This is a genomic window from Erwinia typographi (genome assembly GCF_000773975.1).
GTDB lineage: Bacteria > Pseudomonadota > Gammaproteobacteria > Enterobacterales > Enterobacteriaceae > Erwinia > Erwinia typographi.
The window spans coordinates 55,077-79,485 of the sequence record NZ_JRUQ01000055.1; the positions used below are offsets into that span (position 1 = coordinate 55,077).

The 24,409-nt window shown below is 57.7% G+C and carries 18 protein-coding genes; 12 read left to right on the forward strand and 6 right to left on the reverse strand.

The genetic code is table 11. From position 1 onward, the window contains the following. Positions 1-34: 34 nt before the first annotated feature. The 5 genes from NG99_RS19130 (at position 35) to NG99_RS19150 (ending at position 5,364) form a co-directional block, all read left to right on the forward strand. Positions 35-553: an RNA polymerase sigma factor gene (locus NG99_RS19130; RefSeq protein ID WP_034896440.1), complete on the forward strand. Its 519-nt coding sequence runs from the start codon at positions 35-37 to the stop codon at positions 551-553. Next, entirely contained in the window at positions 550-1,329 is a 780-nt protein-coding gene (locus NG99_RS19135) for an anti-sigma factor family protein (protein ID WP_034896443.1), read from the forward strand. The genes NG99_RS19130 and NG99_RS19135 overlap by 4 nt, the downstream gene beginning before the upstream one ends. A 209-nt stretch (positions 1,330-1,538) precedes the next feature. Beyond that, positions 1,539-2,930: an ATP-dependent RNA helicase RhlE gene (gene rhlE, locus NG99_RS19140; RefSeq protein ID WP_034896445.1), complete on the forward strand. Its 1,392-nt coding sequence runs from the start codon at positions 1,539-1,541 to the stop codon at positions 2,928-2,930. 62 nt (positions 2,931-2,992) lie between these two features. Next, complete coding sequence (dusC, locus tag NG99_RS19145; RefSeq protein WP_034896446.1) at positions 2,993-3,940, forward strand: tRNA dihydrouridine(16) synthase DusC; 948 nt, start codon at positions 2,993-2,995, stop codon at positions 3,938-3,940. A 227-nt stretch (positions 3,941-4,167) separates the two neighbouring features. Continuing rightward, the gene (locus tag NG99_RS19150; protein WP_034896448.1) at positions 4,168-5,364 is read left to right on the forward strand and encodes an MFS transporter; all 1,197 of its coding nucleotides are present in this window, start codon (positions 4,168-4,170) and stop codon (positions 5,362-5,364) included. Between the two features lie 44 nt (positions 5,365-5,408). Here the strand turns inward: NG99_RS19150 and ppk2 are convergent, their stop codons facing one another. Then, entirely contained in the window at positions 5,409-6,320 is a 912-nt protein-coding gene (ppk2, locus tag NG99_RS19155; RefSeq protein ID WP_408606420.1) for a polyphosphate kinase 2, read from the reverse strand. Between the two features lie 19 nt (positions 6,321-6,339). Then, entirely contained in the window at positions 6,340-7,950 is a 1,611-nt protein-coding gene (locus tag NG99_RS19160) for an inorganic phosphate transporter (protein ID WP_034896454.1), read from the reverse strand. A 251-nt stretch (positions 7,951-8,201) separates the two neighbouring features. Between NG99_RS19160 and NG99_RS19165 the strand changes: the two genes are divergently transcribed. Continuing rightward, on the forward strand, positions 8,202-9,230 hold the full coding sequence (locus NG99_RS19165) for a CorA family divalent cation transporter (protein ID WP_034896456.1): 1,029 nt from the start codon (positions 8,202-8,204) through the stop codon (positions 9,228-9,230). 96 nt (positions 9,231-9,326) lie between these two features. Here NG99_RS19165 and NG99_RS19170 read toward each other — a convergent pair whose 3' ends face one another. The 3 genes from NG99_RS19170 to NG99_RS19180 all read right to left on the reverse strand — a co-directional run bounded on the left by NG99_RS19170 (position 9,327) and on the right by NG99_RS19180 (position 13,262). Next, the gene (locus tag NG99_RS19170) at positions 9,327-10,604 is read right to left on the reverse strand and encodes a L,D-transpeptidase family protein (protein WP_034896459.1); all 1,278 of its coding nucleotides are present in this window, start codon (positions 10,602-10,604) and stop codon (positions 9,327-9,329) included. A 183-nt stretch (positions 10,605-10,787) separates the two neighbouring features. Continuing rightward, positions 10,788-12,602, reverse strand: coding sequence for a glycoside hydrolase family 15 protein (locus NG99_RS19175; protein ID WP_034896462.1), 1,815 nt, complete (start codon positions 12,600-12,602; stop codon positions 10,788-10,790). Between the two features lie 84 nt (positions 12,603-12,686). Further along, the gene (locus NG99_RS19180) at positions 12,687-13,262 is read right to left on the reverse strand and encodes a DedA family protein (RefSeq protein ID WP_034896465.1); all 576 of its coding nucleotides are present in this window, start codon (positions 13,260-13,262) and stop codon (positions 12,687-12,689) included. 214 nt (positions 13,263-13,476) lie between these two features. On the opposite strand from NG99_RS19180, the gene NG99_RS19185 reads away from it, so the two are divergent. The 3 genes from NG99_RS19185 (at position 13,477) to NG99_RS19195 (ending at position 17,740) form a co-directional block, all read left to right on the forward strand. Next, positions 13,477-14,064, forward strand: a complete 588-nt coding sequence (locus tag NG99_RS19185; protein ID WP_034896467.1) for a Yip1 family protein — start codon at positions 13,477-13,479, stop codon at positions 14,062-14,064. Between the two features lie 181 nt (positions 14,065-14,245). Continuing rightward, the gene (pbpG, locus tag NG99_RS19190; RefSeq protein WP_034896469.1) at positions 14,246-15,193 is read left to right on the forward strand and encodes a D-alanyl-D-alanine endopeptidase; all 948 of its coding nucleotides are present in this window, start codon (positions 14,246-14,248) and stop codon (positions 15,191-15,193) included. A 108-nt stretch (positions 15,194-15,301) separates the two neighbouring features. After that, positions 15,302-17,740: a DUF3772 domain-containing protein gene (locus NG99_RS19195; RefSeq protein WP_034896471.1), complete on the forward strand. Its 2,439-nt coding sequence runs from the start codon at positions 15,302-15,304 to the stop codon at positions 17,738-17,740. Positions 17,741-17,799: 59 nt separating this feature from the next. Here NG99_RS19195 and dld read toward each other — a convergent pair whose 3' ends face one another. Further along, positions 17,800-19,533 (reverse strand): D-lactate dehydrogenase, encoded by a 1,734-nt coding sequence (dld, locus tag NG99_RS19200; protein WP_034896473.1) that lies wholly within the window; start codon positions 19,531-19,533, stop codon positions 17,800-17,802. Between the two features lie 201 nt (positions 19,534-19,734). On the opposite strand from dld, the gene bglX reads away from it, so the two are divergent. The 3 genes from bglX to NG99_RS19215 all read left to right on the forward strand — a co-directional run bounded on the left by bglX (position 19,735) and on the right by NG99_RS19215 (position 24,288). Beyond that, positions 19,735-22,035, forward strand: a complete 2,301-nt coding sequence (bglX, locus tag NG99_RS19205; RefSeq protein ID WP_034896476.1) for a beta-glucosidase BglX — start codon at positions 19,735-19,737, stop codon at positions 22,033-22,035. A 115-nt stretch (positions 22,036-22,150) separates the two neighbouring features. Then, positions 22,151-23,026 carry an oxygenase MpaB family protein gene (locus NG99_RS19210; RefSeq protein ID WP_034896479.1) on the forward strand — a complete coding sequence of 292 codons (876 nt, stop codon included), beginning with the start codon at positions 22,151-22,153 and terminating at the stop codon, positions 23,024-23,026. 158 nt (positions 23,027-23,184) lie between these two features. Then, positions 23,185-24,288: a suppressor of fused domain protein gene (locus NG99_RS19215; RefSeq protein WP_034896483.1), complete on the forward strand. Its 1,104-nt coding sequence runs from the start codon at positions 23,185-23,187 to the stop codon at positions 24,286-24,288. Positions 24,289-24,409: the final 121 nt, after the last annotated feature.

A 24,409-nucleotide genomic window follows, 5' to 3' on the forward strand; every position in this document is an offset into this window, starting at 1 on the left:
TTAAGGTGAGAGACAGACAGGCTAAGGAGCACGGATGAGCCACAGCGTGGATCTTCGCGGCGAACTCCCTCTCTATCTGGCGCGCTTGTGGCGCTATGGGTTGGTGCTGTCGCGAAAGCGGGATGTGGCGGAAGATTTAGTGCAGGCGACCTGTCTGCGGGCGCTGGAAAAGAGCAGCCAGTTTGTGCCGGGTACCCGCCTGGACCGCTGGCTGTTCACTATCCTGCATTCGGTGTGGATCAATCAGGTCCGCGCCACGCAGTTAACCCAGCAGCAGAATATCGACGAGTCAGACGAACTGGCCTTTCAGGTGAGCGACAGCGATGCCGATCACCTCTGGGCGCAGCAGGTTCGCGAGCGAATCAACCGGCTGCCCGAAGCCCAGCGTAACGCCGTCTTTCTGGTCTATGTCGAAGGGTTTACCTATCAGGAAGCCGCGGAGACGCTGGCGGTGCCGGTCGGCACCATCATGAGCCGACTGGCTAACGCCAGACAGGCGCTGGCGAAGGCGGTGGTTCCCGGCGTCAGGCAGACCAGAAGGAGAGAACGATGAGCCAGTGGCAGAAGGGCGCACCGGTTTCCGACGAAATGCTGGTGGCCTGGCTTGATAATCAGCTGGACGAACGGCAGCATCGGCAGGTAGAGAAGATGCTAAAAGATGATCCCGAACTGAGCGAGCGTCTGGCCGAACTCGATCGTGCCAGCGTTGATTTCTCCGCGGCTTTCGCCCCGCTACTGGAAGAGGCGCCAACGGCTCGTTTGCAGCAAAAATTCTCTGCAGCAGTCGCACGAGCGGAGGCATCGCAGCCGCATGGCGTCAGTCGCAGGGCGCTGATAGCGGCGACCGTCTCGGCACTGGCGCTGGGCGTGGTGGGCGGGTTAAAGGGCAGGCGGCTGTTTGATAATGACGACGGCTGGCGGGATACGGTGGCGCAGTATATGGCGCTTTATACCCACCAGAGCTTTGAGGACGTTGATCCTGGTCCCGAGGCTATGCAGCAGCAGTTGGCCAGCGTCAGCAGCCATCTCGACCTGCCGCTGTCGGTCAGCGCGCTTACGCTCGCGGGCAGCGAGTTTAAGGGCGCGAGGATGCTGCGCTACGATGATAAATCCATTGCGCAAATTGTCTGGGACGACCCCCATTCCGGGCCGCTGGCGCTCTGTATCACCGCCTCGTTGCGGCCTGCCGAAGGCGGGTTAGCGCAAGAGAAGCGGCGGGGAATGAACGTGGTCTACTGGCAGCGGCAGCGGCACAGCTTTATGCTGATTGGTCACAAGCCTGCTGGCGCCCTGCTGGCGGTGGCTAAAGCGCTGTCGGCTTCGGTCTGACGGTCAGCGGATTGGGCTGGCCGTTACTCTGGGGGGTGTCCGATAAAAGAATAACTCCCGGTAACGACACAACATCTGTTATAATCCGCCACTTACGCACCGTGGTTTGTGCACCCTTTCAAACGTCAGGCGTAGCCTGGCGTCATATTCTCCCCCTGGAAACTACACCGCTTTACGCGGTCAGGGCGGACCCGGAGTCAGTCAACTTTATGTCATTTGATTCTCTCGGCCTCAATGCCGATATTTTGCGCGCTGTTGCAGAACAGGGCTACAACGAGCCAACGCCTATTCAGCGTCAAGCTATCCCGGTAGTACTCTCTGGCCGCGATCTGATGGCCAGCGCCCAGACCGGTACAGGTAAAACCGCAGGCTTTACGCTGCCGCTGCTACAGCTGCTGAGCAGTGCCTCGCCTCATCCCAAAGGTCGTCGCCCGGTTCGCGCGCTGATCTTAACGCCGACCCGCGAGCTGGCCGCTCAGGTCGGGGAAAACGTCCATGATTACAGCAAATATCTGGATATCCGGTCGCTGGTGGTCTTCGGCGGCGTCAGCATCAACCCGCAGATGATGAAACTGCGCGGCGGCGTTGACGTACTGGTCGCCACGCCGGGCCGTCTGCTGGACCTGGAGCACCAGAACGCGCTGGACCTTTCAAAGGTTGAGATCCTGGTGCTGGATGAAGCCGATCGTATGCTGGATATGGGCTTTATCCATGATATCCGCCGCGTGCTGGCAAAACTGCCGGCCAAACGTCAGAACCTGCTGTTCTCCGCGACCTTCTCTGACGAGATCAAAGGGCTGGCGGAAAAACTGCTGCACAACCCGCAGGAAGTTTCCGTGGCACGCCGCAACACGGCCTCAGAGCAGATCACTCAGCACGTTCACATGGTCGACAAAAAGCGTAAACGTGAGCTGCTGTCGTTCCTGATCGGACGCGATAACTGGCAGCAGGTGCTGGTTTTCACCCGTACCAAGCATGGTGCTAACCATCTTGCCGAGCAGCTGAACAAAGATGGTATTACCTCAGCGGCCATTCACGGCAATAAGAGCCAGGGCGCCCGTACTCGCGCGCTGAGCGATTTTAAAGACGGTAATATTCGGGTGCTGGTCGCAACCGATATCGCCGCGCGCGGCATCGATATCACCGAGCTGCCGCATGTGGTGAACTATGAGTTGCCAAACGTGCCGGAAGATTACGTGCACCGTATCGGCCGTACTGGCCGTGCGGCGGCGACCGGTGAAGCGCTGTCTCTGGTTTGTGTTGATGAGCATAAGCTGCTGCGTGATATTGAGCGCGTGCTGAAGCGGGAAATCCCACGTATCGCCATCGACGGCTATGAGCCAGATCCGACCATCAAAGCCGAGCCGATTCAGAACGGCCGCCAGCAGCGTGGTGGAGCGGGCGGCGGCGGTCGCGGTCGTACAGCGTCTGGCAGCGGTCCTCGCGGGCAGGGCGGCAACCGGGGTAACGGCGGCGATCGCAGCCAGTCTGCCGGCGGCCAGCGTCGTCAGGGCGACAGCGCACGCTCAGCGAAGCCGGAAGGCAGCAGCAGCGGCGCAGCTCGTAACAAAACTCGCCAGCGCCGCTCTAATCCAGCGTAAGATAACTTCTCTTCCGGGGGGCCGTCAGGTCCCCCTGCTCAACGCTACCAACAGGTTGTGACATGCGCGTTTTACTTGCCCCGATGGAGGGCGTGCTGGACTCTCTGGTGCGCGAACTGCTCACCGACGTTAACGACTACGATCTCTGCATCACAGAGTTTCTCCGGGTCGTCGACCAGCTTTTGCCCGCCAAATCCTTCTACCGCCTTTGCCCTGAGCTGCATCACGCCAGCCGCACGCCGTCCGGCACGCTTGTGCGCGTCCAGCTTTTGGGGCAGTACCCGGAATGGCTGGCGGAAAACGCCGCGCGCGCGGTAGAGCTGGGATCGTGGGGCGTGGACCTGAACTGCGGCTGCCCGTCGAAAACGGTTAACGGCAGCGGAGGAGGCGCGACGCTGCTGAAAGATCCTGAGCTGATTTATCGCGGCGCGAAGGCCATGCGCGAAGCGGTTCCGGCGCATCTTCCGGTTACCGTGAAGGTCCGGCTAGGCTGGGAGTCAGACGCGAAGCAGTTCGAAATCGCCGATGCCGTCCAGCAAGCTGGCGCTACCGAACTGGCGGTGCACGGGCGCACTAAGGAAGACGGCTATAAAGCCGAGCGGATTAACTGGGCCGCAATTGGTGACATCCGCCAGCGTCTCAGTATCCCCGTTATCGCCAACGGCGAAATCTGGGACTGGCACAGCGCGCAGGCCTGCCTGCAGGCAACGGGATGCGATGCGGTGATGATTGGCCGCGGAGCGCTTAACGTGCCCAATCTCAGCAGGGTGATCAAATACAACGAACCGCATATGCCCTGGCCTGAGGTGGTGGGGCTGCTGAAAAAATACGTCCGGCTTGAAAAGAATGGCGATACCGGACTTTATCACGTTGCCCGAATCAAGCAGTGGCTAAGCTATTTACGCAAAGAGTACGCTGAGGCCACCGACCTGTTTGGTCAGATTCGCGCGATGAAAACCTCGGCTGAGATTGAGCGGTATATTACTGCCTGTCCGATCTTAACCCGCTGAAACCCGCTTTTTTATCGGCCGACGCAAAAAAATTTTATCCTGATGCACCGTGCTGGCGGAGTGAAAGATAGTGCCTTTTCGCCCGACACTGCTACAGACAGGACGTCATTCGTGCCGATCCCTGCGGCGAAGATAACCTTTCCTGTTTATTGCCATTCTTCGCAGGATATCTTAGCTTGCTAAGGGTATGATGTGACTTACATCACACCTATTTTTTTGGCTCCGACATGTCCCCGACCCCCGCATTATCCAGTGCACAGCTCAACAAACGCATTATCTCTGTGGTGGTTTTCACCTTCTTTTGCTATCTCTCAATTGGCCTGCCGCTGGCCGTGCTGCCGGGCTATGTGCACAACCAACTGGGCTACAGTTCGTTTATGGCCGGTCTGATTATCAGCCTGCAATATTTCTCGACGCTGATCAGCCGTCCGCAGTCAGGTCGCTATGCCGACCTGCTGGGGCCAAAGAAAGTTGTGCTGGTCGGCCTGGTTTTGTGCGGGGCCAGCGGGCTATTCACCCTGCTGGCGGTGCTGTACCAGGCCAGTCCGCTCACCAGCCTGATTTTGCTGGCGACAGGCCGGGTATTTTTGGGGTTGGGTGAAAGCCTGACCGCTACCGGTTCGATCCTTTGGGGCATCAATATTGTTGGCACCGTTCAGAGCGCCAGAGTCATCTCGTGGAACGGCGTGGCGACCTATCTGGCGATGGCGGTCGGTGCGCCGCTGGGCGTGATGCTTAATTCGCTGGCTGGCATTCCAGGTTTTGCCGTGCTGATTATACTGATGGCCGCATTCGGCTTCTGGCTGGCGACCCGACGCGAAGGCGTACTGGTCACCGTAGGGCAGCGAATTCCGTTTAATCAGGTGTTCTCCCGCATCTGGCTTTACGGCCTGTGTCTGGGGCTGGGAACCGTCGGCTTCGGCACTATCGCCACCTTCATCACGCTCTATTTCTCCAGCCACGGCTGGAGCGGCGCCGCCTTCTCACTGACGTTGTTCAGCTTGGGTTTTGTGGCGATGCGGCTGGTGTTCAGCAACTGCATTGGGCGCTTCGGCGGCATTCGCGTCTCGCTGGTCTCTTTCGCCATTGAGTGCGCTGGGCTGCTGCTGATCTGGTACGGTGGTTCGTCATTGATGGTTGATTTGGGCGCATTCCTGACCGGGCTGGGCTTCTCGCTGATCTTCCCGGCTCTGGGCGTCGGGGCCATCAGGCAGGTTGCGCCGCAAAATCAGGGCTCTGCGCTGGGGCTTTACTCTGCCTTCCTTGATTTTGGCCTGGGAATTACCGGACCCGTCGCCGGTCTGCTGATTGGGCACTGGGGTGTGGATTCAATCTATCTGGCCGCCGCCGTGGTGGTGCTGTTTGCTTTTGCGCTGACGTTGAGATTACGGCTGACCACGCGCAGCCAGACAGCGGTTAGCTAACGCGGCAACCAGAAGGCGGGCGGAGAAGTCCCCGCCCGACAGGTTTAGTACAGTTCCGGTACGATCATATTTTCCGGCACCGGAGCGCGGTGATAATCTTCGTGATGCTCGCGCGGCGGCAGGGCGATTTTCTTCTCTTCCGCTTCCTCATAAGGGATTTGGCGCAGAAGATGACTGATACAGTTCAGTCGCGCCTTCTTCTTGTCCACGCCCTGTACCACCCACCACGGCGCTTCGGCAATGTGGGTTCTCGCCAGCATAATTTCTTTCGCTTCGGTGTAGTCCTCCCACAGGCGGCGGCTTTCCAGATCCATTGGGCTGAGCTTCCACTGCTTGAGCGGATCGTGAATGCGGCTTAAGAAGCGCAGCTCCTGCTCTTCGTCGGTGATCGAGAACCAGTACTTGACGATCTGAATGCCGCTGCGTGTCAGCATTTTTTCAAACTCGGGGACGCTGCGAAAAAACTCCTCCACCTCGTCAGTGTTACAAAAGCCCATCACGCGCTCGACGCCCGCGCGGTTATACCAGCTGCGGTCAAACAGCACGATTTCGCCAGCGGCAGGCAGATGCGCGATGTAGCGCTGAAAGTACCACTGCGTCCGTTCGCGATCGTTTGGCGCGGGCAGCGCCGCTACCCGACAGGTTCTGGGGTTCAGGCGCTGAGTGATACGCTTGATCACGCCGCCTTTACCGGCGGCATCTCTTCCCTCAAAAATGATCACCACGCGATGACCGGTGCGCATTACCCAATCCTGGAGTTTGACCAGTTCCCCCTGCAGGCGCAGCAGCTCGCGGAAATAATATTTTCGCCAGGCTTTTTTGTCGGGGTCCGGAGCGCGCTCGTCGCCAAAGCGAATATCATCAAGTTCCAGTTCCAACTCTTCATCATAGCTGTCGTAAAATTCCTGTAGCAGCCGCTCGTGGAAACGCTCATCTGCAAAATTATCGCTCTGCATAGCCATAAAAATCTCCCAATTACAGGTGCGTAAACAGCCAGTAAAGCGTGGCTGAAAGTAAAATAGAGACCGGCAGCGTCAGCACCCACGCCATCAGCAGATTGCGCAGGGTGGACATTTGCAGGCCTGAACGATTGGCGGCCATCGTACCGGCAACGCCAGAAGAGAGGACGTGGGTGGTGGAGACGGGCAGGCCGAAGGCGTCGGCCGCGCCGATAGTCGCCATCGCCACCAGTTCTGCGCTGGCGCCCTGCGCGTAGGTCAGATGCGTTTTGCCAATTTTTTCGCCGACCGTCACCACGATGCGCCGCCAGCCAACCATAGTGCCGAGACCGAGCGCGATCGCCACTACCACCTTCACCCACCAGGGGATAAAGCGGGTGGCGTTGTCCAGCTCGACCTTCAGCGCGTCGAGATCGTGCTGGGTTTGTGCGGGCAATTTAACCTGTTCGTCGCTCTTCAGATGCTTGATGGTTTCTGAGATCAGGTACATATCATTACGGGTATTGGAAACCGCCTGAGCAGGAATTTTTTCTACCGTGCCGTACTGACGGATCTGACCGCTGATTGCGCCGCTAAGCTGCGCCAGCGCGGGATAAACGTTGGGATGGAACGTGCCGGTACGAATATAGTCCGTCAGCACATTGTACGCATTCGCCGGAGGAGCCTCGCCGGGGGAGAGTTCCAGCAGATGCTGCTGCGTCACGGTGGCTAGCGCCGCGACGCGCGGGCTTTGATCTGCCGGAATCGAGCGGTTCAGGGCGTAGGCGATGGGCATCGTGCCGACCAGGATCAGCATAATCAGGCCCATCCCTTTTTGACCATCGTTTGAGCCGTGGGCAAAAGAGACGCCGGTACAGGTCAGGATCAGCAGTCCACGGATCCAAATTGGCGGTTTTTTATTGCCTTCCGGTGCGCTATACAGCTCCGGCTTTTTGATCGTCCGCTTCATAACCACCAGCAGGATCGCTGAACAGGCAAAGCCAATAATTGGCGAAAGGAGCAGGGCGTAGCCCACTTTAAGCGCCTGATCCCAGTCCACGCCGCTGGTGCCGGTGCGGCCGTGGATCAGCGCATTGGCAACCCCAACGCCAATGATCGAGCCAATCAGGGTATGTGAGGAGGAGGAGGGTAAACCGAACCACCAGGTGCCAAGGTTCCAGAGAATGGCTGAGAACAGCAGGGCATACACCATGGCAAAACCGGTGCCGGTCCCCGCCTGTAAAATCAGCTCCACCGGCAGCAGCGAGATGATGCCAAAGGCCACCACGCCGGTAGAGAGCAGCACGCCAAGGAAGTTAAAGAACCCGGACCACATCACGGCGATATTAGGCGTCATGGAGTGCGTATAGATGACCGTCGCCACTGCGTTGGCGGTGTCATGAAAGCCATTAACAAACTCAAAACCCAGCGCGATCAGCAGCGCCAGCCCCAACAGCAGAAAGGGAACGTAGCTGGTGAAGTCGCCGCCGGCATCGCTGACGTCGTTAAACAGGTTCACCCCGGCAAAGGCAATCCCCAGGATCACCAGCAGGATGAACAGCATAATGGAAAAGCGGCTATTGCTACCGTAGACAGGCGAGCGTGAGGCGCTGGCCTGGTTCTGCTGAATCGCTCCGTTGTGGCTCATAAAACCTCTTCATCTTTTAGCTAAGGCAAAGTGACCAGGTTGTGCTCTGAGAAGCACGTCTCATTGAGGGTGTACGCAGGTTTTATGACAAGGAGATGAAGTCGGGATAAGGCTCGGCCAGGCGGTGGCGCTGAAATCGACAGGCAGTTGCCAGTAAATTCCCGGTAAGTTCTCGCCATGAAGCCGCGTCAACTGTCTGTAATAGAATTGCGTTACGTTCTGGTGACATTTTCCTTACGGCAAGAGCACCTATGATCCAGCGGCAGCCCCTGACTATTCAGAAACCTGATTTTACCGATGATGTGGCCGGATTAATTTATGGCTACTTTTTCCAGAGCGGTGTGGCTCCTCAACCGCTTTCTGCCCAGCAGGCGTGCCGGGTCTGGCAGCAGAAGCCCGCTGACGAGGGGTTTCTCTGGCTGCATGTGAACCTCAGCCATGCGGCTTCTGCCCGCTGGTTGCAGAACAACTTTTCAGTCGATGAGCTGTTCTTTGACGAAATTCAGCAGGGTTCACACACTACGCGTATTGAGCGGCAGAATGAGGCGTTGATGGCGGTGCTGAACGACGTGATTTTCGATCCGCGCGAAAGCAGCGCGCAGAATGCCACTTTGTGGATCTGGTGCCAGGCTGGGCTGGTGGTCAGCGCCCGGTTTAAGCCGGTAGGGCTGATCGAGCGGCTGAAGGGCAAGCTGGATGAGCTGGCGCTTAACTCCTCTACCGAGCTGCTGACCAACCTGCTGGTGGAGCAGGAAACGGTGCTGGAGCAGATTGTACGACAGGCTAACCTGTATGTGGATCAGATCGAAGAACGCCTGCTCAGCCACCATATTAAAAGCAACCGCAGCGAATTGGGGCGTTTGCGGCGGATGCTGTTGCGTTTTCAACGTTTGCTGGCGCCGGAACCCGCGGCGCTGTTCCGGCTAATCAATCGTCCACCGGCCTGGCTGGATCGTGAAGTGGTGCAGGATCTTCGGCAGTTTACGGAAGAATTTACCGTGGTGCTGAACGATCTGACCGGTCTGACGGAACGCATCCGACTGCTACAGGAAGAGATTGCCTCCAGGCAGCTGGAGCAAAGCAACCGCACGCTTTTTACCCTGACGGTGATTACCGTGCTGGCCTTGCCGGTCAACATTATTGCTGGCTTCTTCGGGATGAACGTCGGTGGGATACCGCTGGCGAATAACCATCACGGCTTTATTCTGCTGGTACTGCTGGTGACGCTGTTCACCTGCGTGACCGGCTGGCTGGCCCTGAGGCGTCGCGATAAAATGTAATCCAGCGGGCTGATTTGCCAGAATCCCCTGCTGATTACCGCGAGAGACAGCATAAAAAAACGGGCCATAAGGCCCGTTTCTCTTCACTCAATCGACTCAGGATTGGGTGTCGGTTGCCGGAGCGGCAGCGGGTGCGGCGGCGGCCTTAGCCGGGACAGAGGCAGGCTTGGATTCATACACCGGTCCAGGCTGCTTAGGCACGACGAAGGTGCCGTCGTTTGGCGCGGCAGGCGCCGCTGGCGCAGGCTGCGCCTCCTGAGTCGCGGCAGGCGTCTGTTGCTGGTCAGCGTCACCCGTTTCCGGGTTGGCCGCTGGCGCGGTGGTATCGGCAGGCGCTGCATTTTGATCCACGTTAGCGCCCTGAGGCGTGACCGGCGTCATTGGCTCTTCATGCGGCAGCGCGCCTTCCTGCTCCTGTACAACCAGTGGAGCAGCAGGCCCGTTATCCGCCGCGCCGTTCACTTTGGTTGGCATTCCGGTGCGGTCCTTCAGCGCGGCTTCCAGCGCGGCGGTATCAACGCTGGCATCGCTAACCACTTTGTTCACCACTGGGGTGATGGTCAGAGGAACCGGCTCGCGAGAGTTAAACTGCTCTTCGGTCTGAGAAAGCGGGTTATGCACTTCCACCATGCGGGAACCATCCGGCTCAACCGAGGCCTTGATTGGCTGGTCGATAAACTGAACGCGCGTGCCGACCGGCACGTTGTCGAACAGCCATTTGATATCGTCAGCGCGCAGACGTACGCAGCCATGGCTCACGCGCAGGCCAATACCAAAGTTGGCGTTGGTGCCGTGGATAGCATACAGGCGGCCAATGTATAGCGCGTACAGACCCATTGGGTTATCCGGACCGGCAGGGAAGATGGCTGGCAGCGGAGAACCGGCGGCCACGGAATCTTCATGCATCTTCTTGGTCGGTGTCCAGGTTGGGCCATCTTTCTTCCGCTCTACGGCGGTGGTCCAGCTGATCGGCGTATCTTTGCCTAACTCACCGACGCCAATCGGCAGCACAACCACCGTTTTGGTGCCTTTCGGGTAGTAATACAGGCGCATTTCGGCGCTGTTGATCACGATGCCCTGGCGCGGCGCGTCCGGCAGAATCAGCTGTTGAGGAATGATCAGCTTAGTGCCGCCTTTTGGCAGATAGACGTCAACGCCTGGGTTGGCTTCCAGAATATTGCTCAGGCCCATCTGGTACTGCGCAGCAAAGGCTTCCAGCGGGAGTTTACTGTCCTCAGGCACGGTGATTTGTAGATTTTCACCGATCAGACGGCTGTTAGCCGCAGGCAGAGAATAGACAACGGCAAAGGCAGAGTGGCTGTATGCCGTCACGGCCAGGACTAAGGTGGCTAACGCGCGAATGCTTTTTTTCATATTCTTTAAAATGAAGCGCCTGTAACAGTGGATAAATGTGACTAAGCCGGTCAGGTTCAACCGGCTGCACATTATATGGTCATAATCGACCGGGAGGAAACCAGCATTTGTAACAGTTGAACTAACTTTACGCAAAATGATCTACAAAGCCGACGCTGACCGGGTAAATCGCACGTTTTGCCATCAGGGTTGCCATAGCGGATCCTCTCCGCTCAGCTTGCGATTAAGGAAAAAGGCCGCGCTGATCAGCGCCAGATGGCTCAACGCCTGCGGCGTATTGCCGAGCGCATAGCCCTGATGATCGAACTCTTCAGCATACAGGCCAAGCGGGTTGGCGTAGCTCAGCAGCTTTTCAAATTCAAAATGCGCCTCCTGCACCCGCCCCGCCCGGGCCAGACACTCCACGTACCAGAACGAGCAGGCGGTGAAGGCTCCCTCATTGCCTTCCAGTCCATCGGCTGGCGTCTCCGACAGGTTGTAGCGTCTGACCAGTCCATCACTGACCAGCTTCTCTTTGATGGTATCCAGCGTCGCCAGCCAGTCTGGATCGGTGGCGCCGACGAAGCGCACCAGCGGCATCAGCAGCATGGACGCATCGACAAAGTCGCCGTGGCGGGTGGCGACAAAGTGACCGCGCTCCTCGTTCCAGAAATTGCTCCAGATATCCTCCCGGATCTTATCTCTGGCCTGGCACCAGCGGTCATAGGGGAAGGAGAGCGAACGTTTCTCACCCAGGCGCACGGCGCGATCCAGCGCCACCCAGCACATCAGCCGCGAGTGCAGAAAGTGCTGCGGTTCACCCCGCATCTCCCAGATTCCCGCGTCGGGCTGGTTCCAGTTCTCGCTGACGTAATCAATCATCTTACTGACGTGCGTCCAGCCGCGATGGGAAATCGCTTCGCCATATTTATTGGCTAAATAGATTGCGTCCATCAGCTCGCCATAAATATCCAACTGCGTCTGCCGCCAGGCGTCATTGCCGATCCGCACCGGCTTCGAGTCGGCGTAGCCCGACAGGTTGAGCAGCTCGCTCTCTTGCAACTCGGTGCCGCTGTCCAGGCGGTACATCACCTGAAGCTTCTCCACGTCGTGATGGCTGTTCTCTACGCAGCGTCCCACCCAGCGGGTGAAGTGCCTGGCTTCTTCAACGTAGCCCAGGCGCATCAGCGCATAGATGCTGAAGGAGGCGTCGCGTAGCCAGGAGGCGCGATAATCCCAGTTACGCCCGCCGCCCAACTCCTCCGGCAGGCCGAACGTCGCCGCAGCCGCTATGGAACCGTGCTTGCGCGAGGTCAGCAGTTTCAACGTCAGCGCCGAACGGTTTACCATTTCCTGCCAGCGCCCGCGGTAGGTGCTTTGGCTGCTCCAGCGCCGCCAGTATTGCAGGGTCTGCTGGAAACACTGCCCGGCACTCTCCTCGTCCAGATGCCTGTCGTCGGCGCTGCCGAGGATAAATTCCTGCGACTCGCCGGATTTCAGCACGAAGCGTGATTCTGCCGCCGCGCCGTCCAGCGTAAATTCAACCTTGCCGCACAGGCGCAGGGTCGGCTGATCTTCAGCGCTGAACTCCACGCCGTGAGGGTGCAACCTGGCCTGGGTAGCGGCTCTGGCGTAGTCGTGAACTGGCGAGCAGCGCAGGGAGAAGGTGGCTTCGCCGTGAACCATCTTGATGCGGCGAATGATGCGCGGCCGATCCTCATCCTGATGGCAGACGGGCATGTAATCGGTGATCTCCGCGACGCCTTCCTTCGCCAGCCAGCGGGTTTGCAGGATCGGCGTGTCGGGCAGATAGAGCTGCTGGCGGCGGGCGTCCGGCCAGTCGGGGGCAAGGCTGAATACCCCGGCCTCATCGCCATCCAGCAGGGCGGTGAAGACCGAAGGGCTGTCCAGATTGGGCCAGCAAAAATAGTCCAGCGTACCGTCGTTGGCAATCAGGGCGCAGGTGCGTAAATCACCAATCACGCCGTGGTCCTCAATTCTCCGTTTTATCTGACTCATGTTTCTCCCCGGTGGTTAGTATAGAAACCTTCAGGTTTAACTATAGTCATGGACACCCAGCTTTACGCCCTGAGCGGGAAGGGGTTATTCGTCTTCCGGCTCACGATCGGAACGACGTTTAAAATACAGCCTGATGCCCCAGACCAGCACCAGGATCAGCACCAGCCAGAAGACCTGCTTGAGGTGGCGATCGATGGTGTGCAGCCAGGGAGCAATAACTTCCCCGCCCAGATAGCCGAGTGACACAAATATCGTTGCCCACAGCACGGCGCCGATAATGTTAAACAGCATAAATTTTTGCGGCTTCAGCCCGCTTGCGCCGATGATAATCGGGCCAACAATGCGCAGGCCGTACATAAACCTTACCCCGATAACAAACAGCACCGGCCTCTTACGAATCAGCCTGTTGGCTTTGGCAATCTGCTTCTGGTGCTTTTTGAAGCGTTTTAAAATAGCGTTGCCGTAATGACGGCCAACGAAGAACAGAGCGGTATCTCCCAGAATGCCGCCCGCAAGGGCAACCAGCACTACCCAGCCATAGTGGAGCAGGCCTTCATGGGCCGCTACGCCGCCCAGCAGGGTGAAAGTTTCCCCTTCGGCAATGCAGCCGATAAACAGCGCCCAGTAACCGTATTGTGAGATGAGACTGTTGACGTCCATATATTTACTCTCCTTCGGTTGATGCGCAGAAACACTTAAGTCTACTCGCTCTGGCTTAAACTGTGGGGAAAGATGCGGTGAAATGCTTTTTTTTCGCTGTAAATTTAAGCGATTAGCATAATTTTTTAACGGTTAAAAAACAAACGCCCTGCGACCACTTATACTTGAGGTTAACCCGCCCTGGCTGCGGTTTTCAGAGTAGAGGAGTGAAGATATGAACCATGTATGGGGACTTCTTGCGCATCCTGACCGCGAGATGCGTGACATCAAGCAGGAGAATGAAACCGTCTCGCACCACTACACCCACCATGTCCTGCTGCTGGCGCTGATTCCGGTGATCTGCGCGTTTATCGGCACCACTCAAATTGGCTGGGATTTGGGCGCTGGCCAGACAATTGCGCTGTCGATGCTTAACGCTTTTGCGCTGGCGGTACTGTTTTACGCGTTAATCCTGGGCGGCGTAGCCGTGATGGGGCGGGTCATTCACTGGATGGCGCGGGATTATCCGCAGCGTCCCAGCCTGCAACGCTGTACCGTTTTTGCTGGCTATACCGCAACGCCGCTGTTTATTAGCGGGATCGTGGCGCTTTATCCGCTGGTCTGGCTCTGCGTGTTTATCGGCACGCTGGCGCTGGTCTACACTGGTTATCTGCTGTACGTCGGCATTCCCCTGTTTTTAAATATTGACCGTGAAGAGAGCCTGCGTTTTTCCGGGTCTACCCTCGCAATCGGCGTACTGGTGCTGGAAGTTTTGCTGGCCCTGACCGTGGTGCTGTGGGGCTACGGTTATCAGCTATTCTGACACCTTCTGCCGCCGGGCTCCCGGCGGCTTCCCGTTCATCATCAGAAACGAATATCCTCTAGGAAAATACTGAGTCTCCAGCGTATTATGCGCTTGCCAGCCCCCGCGTGGCCTCACTTCTTGCGGTGGCGGCGTGCGGCTTATCCGCACCTGAATCACTTCCCGGTTAAGTTTTAATAAGATGCCTGCAAAAATTCGCTTGTCTCTTCTTAGTTTGGCGTTGCTTTTTACGACTCAGCTTCCCCTGAGTCAGGCCGTAGCCAGTACTCACCTGGCTGACGCTGCCCCGATCTCCCAGCCGCAGATTGCCTCCGGCAGCGCAATGATTGTCGATCTCAACACCAATAAGGTGATCTTCGCCAGCCATCCCGATCTCGTGCGCCCGATGGCGTCGATTACCAAGCTGATGACGGTGATGGTGACGCTGGATGCTCACCTGCCGATGGATGAGATGCTGAACGTCGACATCAGCCACACCCCAGAAATGCGCGGCGTCTACTCCCGCGTGCGCCTGAACAGCGAAATCAGCCGCAAAAATATGATGCTGCTGGCGTTAATGTCCTCAGAAAACCGCGCCGCGGCCAGCCTGGCGCACCACTATCCGGGCGGCTACGATGCGTTTATTCGCGCGATGAATACTAAAGCGAAAGCGCTGGGGATGAGCCATACCCGCTATGTGGAGCCTACCGGATTGTCGACGGAGAACGTCTCTACGGCACGCGATCTGACCAAACTGCTGATCGCCACCAGACGCTACCCGCTGATTGGCCAGCTTAGTACCACCCATGAAGATATGGCGGTGTTCAAAAGCCCGAACTACACGCTGCCATTCCGCAATACCAACCATCTGGTTTACCGCCCGGACTGGAATATTCAACTGACGAAAACCGGCTTCACTAATGAAGCAGGCCACTGCCTGGTGATGCGTACGGTGATCAACCAGCGTCCGGTCGCGCTGGTGGTCATGGACGCCTTTGGCAAATACACCCATTTTGCCGACGCTAACCGCCTGCGTAGCTGGATAGAAACCGGTAAGGTTTCCCCGGTGCCGGCTGCCGCCCTGAGCTATAAAAAGCAGAAGGCGGCAGAAATGGTCAGTACTGGCAGCAGCCGCGAGATCGTTGAGTAGCGTTTTCGTTAGTGAATCCTATAGTGTCGGGCCGGGCAAAAGCATAGACTGAGCGCAAGCTTTCTGGTGCCGGGAGTGCCCGGCCGTGTCTGATACCTGGAAATTTTCATGCCTACGTTGTTTACCTTTTTGCGCATCTGCCTGTTAGCCCTTATTCCGCTCTTCCCGGTGCTGGTGCAGGCTGCCGATGATGCTTCTCAGCAATCCAGCGACGCGCCGGTGAAGGTCAATGCCGCCGTTGAACTGCCGAATTTGCAGAAAGTGCTGGATAAAATTAAGCAGCAGGTTTCTGGCGAGAATAACGACAGCAAACTAAGCACGCTGAATGATATGGCGCTGGAGCTTTCTGGCGATGCCGATACCCTGATGCAGGGCATTATCCCACAGCGCGCCCAGCTACAGGCGCAGCTGGCGGTGCTGGGCCCGGCTCCCAAACCGGAGAGTGGGGTAAAAGAAACCGCCGAGGTTACCAGCAAGCGTAAAAGTCTGGAAAACCAGAAAGGCAAGATGGACGACCAGATCAAGCAGGCTGAGGCGATTAAAGGCGGGGCTATTAACCTTTCTGCCCAGATCGTCAACCTGCGCCGCGATGCCCTGAAAACGCAGCTGGCGCTGAACGCTGGCAGTATTTTCGGCCCGCGTTTCTGGGCGCCGATGTTTGACCCCCAAAGTGACGACAGCGATAAAGTCAGCGACTTTGTCGGGGAGCTGAAAGATACCGCCGTGCTCTCCTGGACGCCAGGCTGGCGGACAGGCACTGTCCTTTGGGTCGTGCTGGCGGTGCTGGTCGCTACGCTGGGACGCCGCTACCTGGAGCAATCCCTGGCCTGGGTGGGCATCCATCTGCTGCCTGAGGGGCGCCTGCGCCGCAGTTTCCTGGCGGCGGCCACCGCTATGACCACGCTGGCGGCCATTGTGCTGGCCTTTAATTTCCTCGATCTGGCCTTCACCCGGCATGATGAGGTGATGGACGAGGTGCGGACGTTTGCCGACAAACTGGTTGGCCTGAGTATCCTTTGCGGACTGATTGCCGGGCTGGGGAGAGCGTTCCTCTCCACGCGCCGCCCTTCGTGGCGGTTACCGAGTATCTCCAATGAAGTGGCGACGGCGCTAAAACCCTTCCCGCCACTGACCGCCGCGCTGGTGTTTGTTTTCCAGACGGTTGAAATCCTGAACAGCAGCGCAAACACCAGCGTCGGCACGACCATTCTGGCTAATGGCATGACGGCGCTGCTGATCGGTGCGACGGCGCTTTCCATCAGCCTGCGAACCAACCGCGTACGGCGGAAAATGCAGCATCAGGGGATACAGCCTGAAGCTAAATCAACGGTAGTCGGCCTGATACAGATGGCGATAACCCTGGTTGGTGTGGCCATTATGGTGACGCTGGTGATTGGTTACGTCACGCTGGCGCGCTTCCTGAGCTATGAACTGATCTGGATGGGGATCGTCTTCGGGTCGTTCTATATTCTCAGCCAGCTGGTGGTTGATGGCTGTGAAAGCCTTTTCTCGACCAATAATCCCTCCGGCAAAAGCATTCAGCGCTCGCTGAATATCGACGAGCGTCATCTGTCGCAGGTTGCTGCGCTACTGGCCGCCATCGGCAAGACCATCCTGGTGCTGGCCGCGGCAATGGCGCTGCTGAACGGTACCTTCGGCAGCTCGACGCCAATTGAGCTGGTGCAGAAGGCGATTGAGTTCTGGGGGGGCAAGGGCCTTGAAACGCTGAATATCGTTCCGGCCCATGTGCTGAATGCGCTGCTCTGCCTGGTGGTGGGGATTTACGTCCTGCGCTCGGTAACTCGCTGGCTGGATAAGGATTTTCTGCCGAAAACCACCATGGACGCGGGGATGCGCGTGTCGCTAATCACCCTGTTCAGCAATCTTGGCTACGTGCTGGTGTTCCTGCTGGGGCTGTCGATCATGGGACTGCAGTGGAATAAGCTGGCGTGGATCGTCAGTGCTCTGTCGGTAGGTATCGGTTTTGGTTTGCAGGAAATCGTGAAGAACTTTATTTCCGGTTTGATTCTGCTGACCGAACGCCCGGTGAAGGTGGGGGATCTGGTGAGTATCAGCGGGATTGAAGGCGATATCCGCCGTATTAACGTCCGCGCCACCGAGATTCAGCTCAGCGACAAATCAACGGTGATCGTGCCAAACTCACAGCTGATTTCGCAAAACGTGCGTAACGCGACGATGGGCAACGCGCAGGGTGTGGCGACTATCACGCTGACATTTCCGCTGGATATCGATCCAGAGCAGGTCCGCGATCTGCTGCTGGAGGTCTACAACGAGAACGAACGTATTCTGGAAAGCCCTGAGCCGTCGGTGTCGTTTAAGGATCTGACCTCTGCGGGCATTGTGCTGGCGGTGACGGGCAACGTTTCCAGTCCGCGTCAGGTATCAGGGGCGAAAAGCGATCTGCTGTTCGATATTCTGACCCGGCTGCGCAAAGAGGGGGTGGTGCTCTCCACGCCGCAAACCATGATTGTTGAACAGCGCAACGGGCAGAAAGTATTAGTGGAAAATGGTGACGTTCCTTCCTGACCAACGCGAAGGGGCGAGTAAAATTCGCCCCTGCAGACGCGGTAAGTGAAGCCGGAGATTTAGCGGGGTTTATCACCGTCTCCTTCGGCTCCCCAATTTTTCGCCTTGGTCGTTTTACCAATTCCGGGGTTGAAGCTGTTGGTAGGGTCCAGCTGCTGATAGAAAGCCTTGAGCTGCGGCCTGGCGGCATACAGGTGCCCGACGTTATGTTCAGCAGGGTATTCCGCGCCGCGCCCGGCCAGAATCGCCAGCATTTTCTCCTTCAGCGCATGGACATCCACACCTTTTTTCACGATGTAATCCTGATGGAAAACGTGACAGAAGAAATGGCCGTAATAGAGGCGGTGCACCAGCGCATCGTCAAACTCCGGCGGTAAGCGTTCGAACCAGTCGCGATCGTTGCGGCGCAGGGCAATGTCCAGCGCCAGAATGTCTTCAACCTCCTGGTGGTGCACCGCCTGATAGCGCACCGCCGCACCCGCCGCCGCAAAGCGATGCAGGAACGCTTTCGCGCCTTCTTCGGCCGTACACTCAAAAAACTCGCCCTCCGCCTGCTGAAAATATCCGGTCAGATAATCACGAGCTTCCGCAATGCCTTCACCAGACATCTTGATCATCAGATGATGTTCAAACCGATCGCGGTAGTGTTTCAGGCGTTTAGGTAGATGGGACGGCAAAAGCCTGCTTACCTTTTGCAGCAGCCGATCGCTGAAGTTTGGTTTCAGCAACGGGAAGGTGCTTAACAGCGCGTCCGCCCGGCCTTTGAGCGTGAAGAACAGCGGCATTTTGTCGGTGCCCAGTTTATCAATCATCACAAAGGTATCTTTGCCATACACCTCGGCGATATCAAAAATATCGCGGTGCAGATACTCCCCGGCGACCGGTAAATGGCTGAACGTTTGCAGCATATGGCGGCGCAGCGTGTCGAGCACCGCTGGATCGTTGGTGCCGAGATAAAAGACCTGCTGCTCTTTCTCGCTGACAAAGGTGTCCAGCCTTACGGCGAACACCGCCAGCTTGCCTGCGCAGCCGGAAGCTTCAAACAGCCGGCGGGCATCCGCATTAAAGCGGGAGGGCGTATCGGCTTCCACTTCCCGCACGCGATCGGCGTAGTCGCCATCGGAGGCTTGCCGCTGGTCAAACTTCACGTCTTCCGGCCGCCAGCTCTCATCATCCAGGCGGCTTAAAATTTGCTCCGGGGTGGTGCCCAGCTCAATCCCCAGATGGTTAACCAGCGTCAGCTTACCCTGCGCATCAACCTGCGCAAAAAGGGCCATTTCGCTGTAGGCAGGGCCGCGCTGGATCAGCGATCCTCCTGAGTTATTACACACGCCGCCCAGTACCGAGGCGCCAATACAGGAGGAGCCGATTACCGAATGCGGCTCGCGGCCGAGGGGCTTCAGCATCTTTTCCAACTGATAAAGCGTGCTGCCCGGAAACGCCAGCACCTGCTTGCCGTCGTCAATCGGCTGTATTTTATCCATTCGCAGGGTGCTGATAATGACGATATCGCGATCGTAATCGCTGCCGTTTGGCGTGGAGCCTTCCGTCAGGCCGGTATTGGCCGCCTGCATCAGAACGATGGCGTCGGCCGCCACGCAGGCCTGTAAAATTCGCCACTGCTCCAGCAGCGTGCCGGGGAAGACGACCGCCAGCGCGTCGCCCTGACCGGAGCGAAAGCCGGTGCGGTAGCGCGCCGTTTGTTGAGGATCGGTAAGAAGATGAGAACGGCCGACGATACGCAGCAGTTCAGCAATCAGCTTCTGGCTGCCTGAAGAGGGTGTGTTGTGCATTTCCTTTGTCCTTTTCTTTAACACGACCTTACTTTAGCACCTCTCAGGGCAGGCTGAAGCGGCAAAAATCAGATCCCGATCGCGGCAGTGCGTTGAAAACTATCTGCTAACCTCAAGTTATGGCACACTGCCGTCATTGTGACCCTGTCGCGCATACTCTGTTTTGTTTTGCCCCGCAGTTATTTGAGAGAAACCAACCCGATGAAATGGATTTACTCTGTCAGTCTCGCTGCCGCGTTAACTCTGCAACCAGCTTTTGCTGAAGACCTGTTTGGCCCGCATCCGCTAACCCCTGAAGCCCGCGATGCGTTTGTGACGGATTTACTTAAAAAAATGACCCTGGATGAAAAAATAGGGCAGCTCAGGCTGATTAGCGTCGGGCCGGATAACCCAAAATCAGCCATCCGCGAAATGATCCAACACGAGCAGGTCGGGGCGATCTTTAATACCGTGACGCGCAAGGATATCCGCGTGATGCAGGATCAGGTGATGCAGCTTAGCCGCCTGAAAATCCCCCTGTTTTTTGCCTATGACGTGGTGCATGGACAGCGCACGGTTTTCCCTATTCCGTTAGGTCTGGCCGCCAGTTGGGATCTCGACGCGGTGGCTGAGGTCGGGCGGATTTCGGCTTATGAAGCGGCAGATGATGGCCTGAACATGACCTGGGCGCCGATGGTGGACGTCACGCGCGAGCCGCGCTGGGGGCGGGTATCCGAAGGGTTTGGCGAAGATACTTATCTGACTTCGGCGATGGGCCGCACGCTGGTGGAGTCGATGCAGGGGAAAAGCCCGGCCGACCGCTACTCGGTGATGACCAGCGTGAAGCACTTTGCGGCCTATGGCGCAGTAGAGGGCGGTCGTGACTACAACACGGTCGACATGAGCCCGCAGCGGCTGGCGCAAGATTATTTGCCGCCATACAAAGCGGCGCTGGACGCGGGCAGCGGCGGCGTGATGGTCGCGCTGAATTCGCTGAACGGCGTTCCGGCCACGGCTGACGGCTGGCTGCTGAAAGATCTGCTGCGGGATCAGTGGAAATTTAAGGGCATCACCATCAGCGATCATGGCGCGATCAAAGAGCTGATCAAACACGGCGTGGCAAGCGATCCACAGGACGCGGTGCGTATTGCGATCCAGTCCGGCGTCAATATGAGCATGAGTGACGAGTTCTACAGTAAATATCTGCCGGGCCTGGTGAAAAACGGCGCGGTCAGCGAGAAAGAAATTGATGAGGCTACGCGTCATGTGCTGAACGTCAAATATGACATGGGGCTGTTCAATGATCCGTACAGCCATCTTGGCCCGAAAGAGAGCGACCCGGTTGATACCAACGCCGAGAGCCGTCTGCATCGTGCTGAAGCGCGTGACGTGGCGCGGAAAAGTATTGTACTGCTGAAAAACCGGCTGCAAACGCTGCCGTTGAAGAAGTCAGGCACTCTCGCACTTATTGGCCCACTGGCGGACAGCCAGCGTGACATTATGGGCAGCTGGTCGGCAGGCGGCAAAGCGGCGCAGTCTGTAAGCGTGTTGCAAGGGGTGAGAAACGCCCTCGGTGACAAAGCGACGGTGCTGTATGCTAAAGGCGCTAACATTAGCGACAGTAAAGGCATTCAGGACTTCTTAAACCAGTATGAGAAAAACTCGGTAACGGTAGACAGCCGTACCCCGCAGCAGATGCTGGATGAAGCGGTTGCCACCGCGAAGAAGGCCGATGTCGTCGTCGCTGTGGTAGGAGAGTCGCAGGGCATGGCGCATGAAGCCTCAAGCCGCAGCGATATCATTATTCCGCAAAGCCAGCTGGCGCTGATTGATGCGCTGAAAGCCACCGGCAAACCGCTGGTTCTGGTGCTGATGAACGGGCGACCGCTGGCGCTGGTGAAAGAAAATATGCAGGCTGATGCGCTGCTGGAAACCTGGTTCAGCGGTACCGAAGGGGGCAATGCGATTGCCGACGTGCTGTTCGGCGACTATAACCCATCCGGTAAACTGCCGATGTCCTTCCCGCGTTCGGTTGGTCAGATCCCCATTTATTATAACCATCTGAACACCGGTCGCCCGTATGATGCTGACAAGCCAAATAAGTACACTTCGCATTATTATGATGCGGCGAACGGCCCGCTGTTTCCGTTTGGCTATGGTTTGAGCTATACCACCTTCAAGCTCTCGCCGGTTAGCCTGTCGTCCGCCACGATGCCCCGCAACGGCACGGTAAACGCCAGCGTAACGGTGACTAACACCGGCGATCGCGAGGGGGCAACGGTCGTGCAGATGTACCTGCATGACGAGATGGCCAGCATCAGCCGTCCGGTTAAAGAGCTGAAGGGCTTTAAGCGGATTATGCTTAAAGCGGGCGAGTCGCAAACGGTCAGCTTCCCGATTGATGTGAATGCGCTGAAGTTCTGGAATGCAAGGATGCAGCAGGTTGCCGAACCGGGTAAATTCAGCGTGATGATCGGCCTGGATTCAGTGCGGACTGTGGACGCAGAATTCGACTATCTGTAACGCGCGGTCGAAGTAAACGGGCAGGGCAGAGGATTTCATGCTGCCAGCGCCGGAAGCCAGGGACGAATTTATTCGTCCCTTTTTTTTCATCAGAAAGGAATAATCAGCAGCCATTATGCCTTCGGTTCGCGATAAAATTCAGCAGCAGGTCTTTCGTTTAAACGGTCTGGCCCTGAACGAGTTCGATCTTTCCCAACCGCTGGGTGATGCCGGTCTGTACGGCCCTGACAGCGTGATCTGGCAGGTACACGGCGACTTCCCCTCCATGCTTTGCGGCGGGATCTCGGCGCTGCTGATGCAGATGCTCCATCCGCTGGCGCTGGCTGGCGTGTGGGATCACTCCACCTTTCGCCAGGATATGATGGGGCGGCTGCGTCGTACCAGCCAGTTTATTGCGGTGACCACCTTCGGTAATAGCGCGGATGCGCAAACGCTGATTGAGCGCGTAAAGCGTATCCACATCAAGGTCAGCGGCGCGGATGCTCAGGGGGTCGCCTATGCCGCCAGCGATCCCCGTTTGCTGACCTGGGTTCACGTCGCTGAAACCAGCCGCTTTCTTGCCGCGCATCTGCGCTATAAAAACCCCCAGCTCAGCCTCGCCAGACAGGACCGCTACTACGCCGAGGCCGCCGTCGTAGCCGAAGCGCTGGGTGCGGAAGCCGTGCCCAAATCGGTTCAGGCGGTGAACGCTTATCTGCTGGCGATGCAGCCGACGCTGCGCTGTGATGAGCGGACGCGTGAGGTGCTGTCGCTGCTGATGAACACCCCGGCGCCCAGTTGGCAGGCCCGTCCGGCGATGAAGGCGATGATGATGGCGGGCATCGAGCTGCTGCCGGAGTGGGCTCAGCAACAGTTTGGCTTTCGCTTTACCCCGCTTCGCCGCCGCGTTATCCGCCTGCGCGTCAGCCTGCTGGCAAGAACTCTGCGCTGGGCCATCCGTCGGGGGGCATACCACCGGGCAATGGAACGGATGGGGCGAACCGGCGCATAACAGGGGGATTTTCCCTGCCTGTGCGCAACGTGATTCTCCCCGAAATGGCCTATGCGGGGGGGATTTTGAGACTTTTACCCTTGCTCCGACATGGCACATCAGGACATTCTGCTCTATTCTCCGGGAAAAGGATCCCCCAACACCACCGTCGAGGCTTTATGACACAGTCGTACCGGATTGCTGAAGTTACCAATCAGCAACAAACGCTGATCGCCATGGTTGAGCAGGATGAACGTGCCGCCTATTTTTATCTCTGGCCTGCAGAAGCGTTCCGTAGCCAGTTTGCCGTTCGCGGCTGCTGGCTGCGTAATCTGTTGCCAGCTCCGGCTAATGAAGACTGGCAGGCGATGGAGCAGGGGATACCTCCGCTGCTCAGCGCGGAATTCTGCCGCACGCTGGAGGCGGAGCCAATGCTCGATCCTGCCGGACTGCAAATCCTTTGGGAACCGACCGACGACGGTGCCGCGCTATGGTATCAGGGCCAGCTGCTGGCGGTTATCCCCGGCTGGAGCCTTTATCAGAATAAGCAGGTGAGCTTTTCTGCGGGCTGCATCAAAGAGAATCGGCTGACCGCGCCGCTGGGTTCAGCGTCGACCAACGACTATTACGCCCAGGCTGAGAAACACCGCCACTTCTGGCGCGACTGGCATGATGGTCATCTGTGGGAGCCGATGCAGCGCGAGATGATTCAGCGCTACGAATCCCAGTTTGGCGATTCCCTCAAATATTATTCTATCGACCAGGGCAACTGGCCGCCGATGGCTATTTCTCAGCATTATCATCAGGGCTGCTGGTATTTCCTCACCCTCGGCATGAGCATCCGGCCGATGCCGTGCGTCGATTTCCTGTTTGAGGAGCTGGCTTCGCAGCATCGCCGTATTGAGCTGGCGATGGCGATAGATGCCGAAGTGATGACCGAAGAGAATGCGGTACAGATGGCCAGCGCGCTTGCCAGCTTTGCCCATTTCCCGTGGGCCCGTCTCAGCTGGCTGGGGGAAGGCCATACGCTGGAGTCTGCCGTTGCGCCGGTAGGATTCGCTGGCTTTTTGCTCTCCGCTGAGTTGTGCGGAGAAGAGGGGCAGTTCAGCCTGCCAAAGCGTGACGGTGAAAAGGTGAACCTGCTGTGGGCCTCGCCTGTCACCCTTGCGGAGCGTGAGCTGGCAGAAGCTGGAGAGAATGGCGGCAGCCAGCTGATTGAACGATTGCGCGAATCGGGCGCGAACCATATATTCCGCCCGCGTCATCAGGTTGTTGATTCATAACATTAAACCCGCTCAGGCGTTCGAGTCCGCACGCCGCTGAAAAGCATTTCTTTAAAATGCGAAGGCGATCATATCAAGTTTCCCTGTCGCGCGCCGAAAACCCGATCAGGCAATTGTGCCT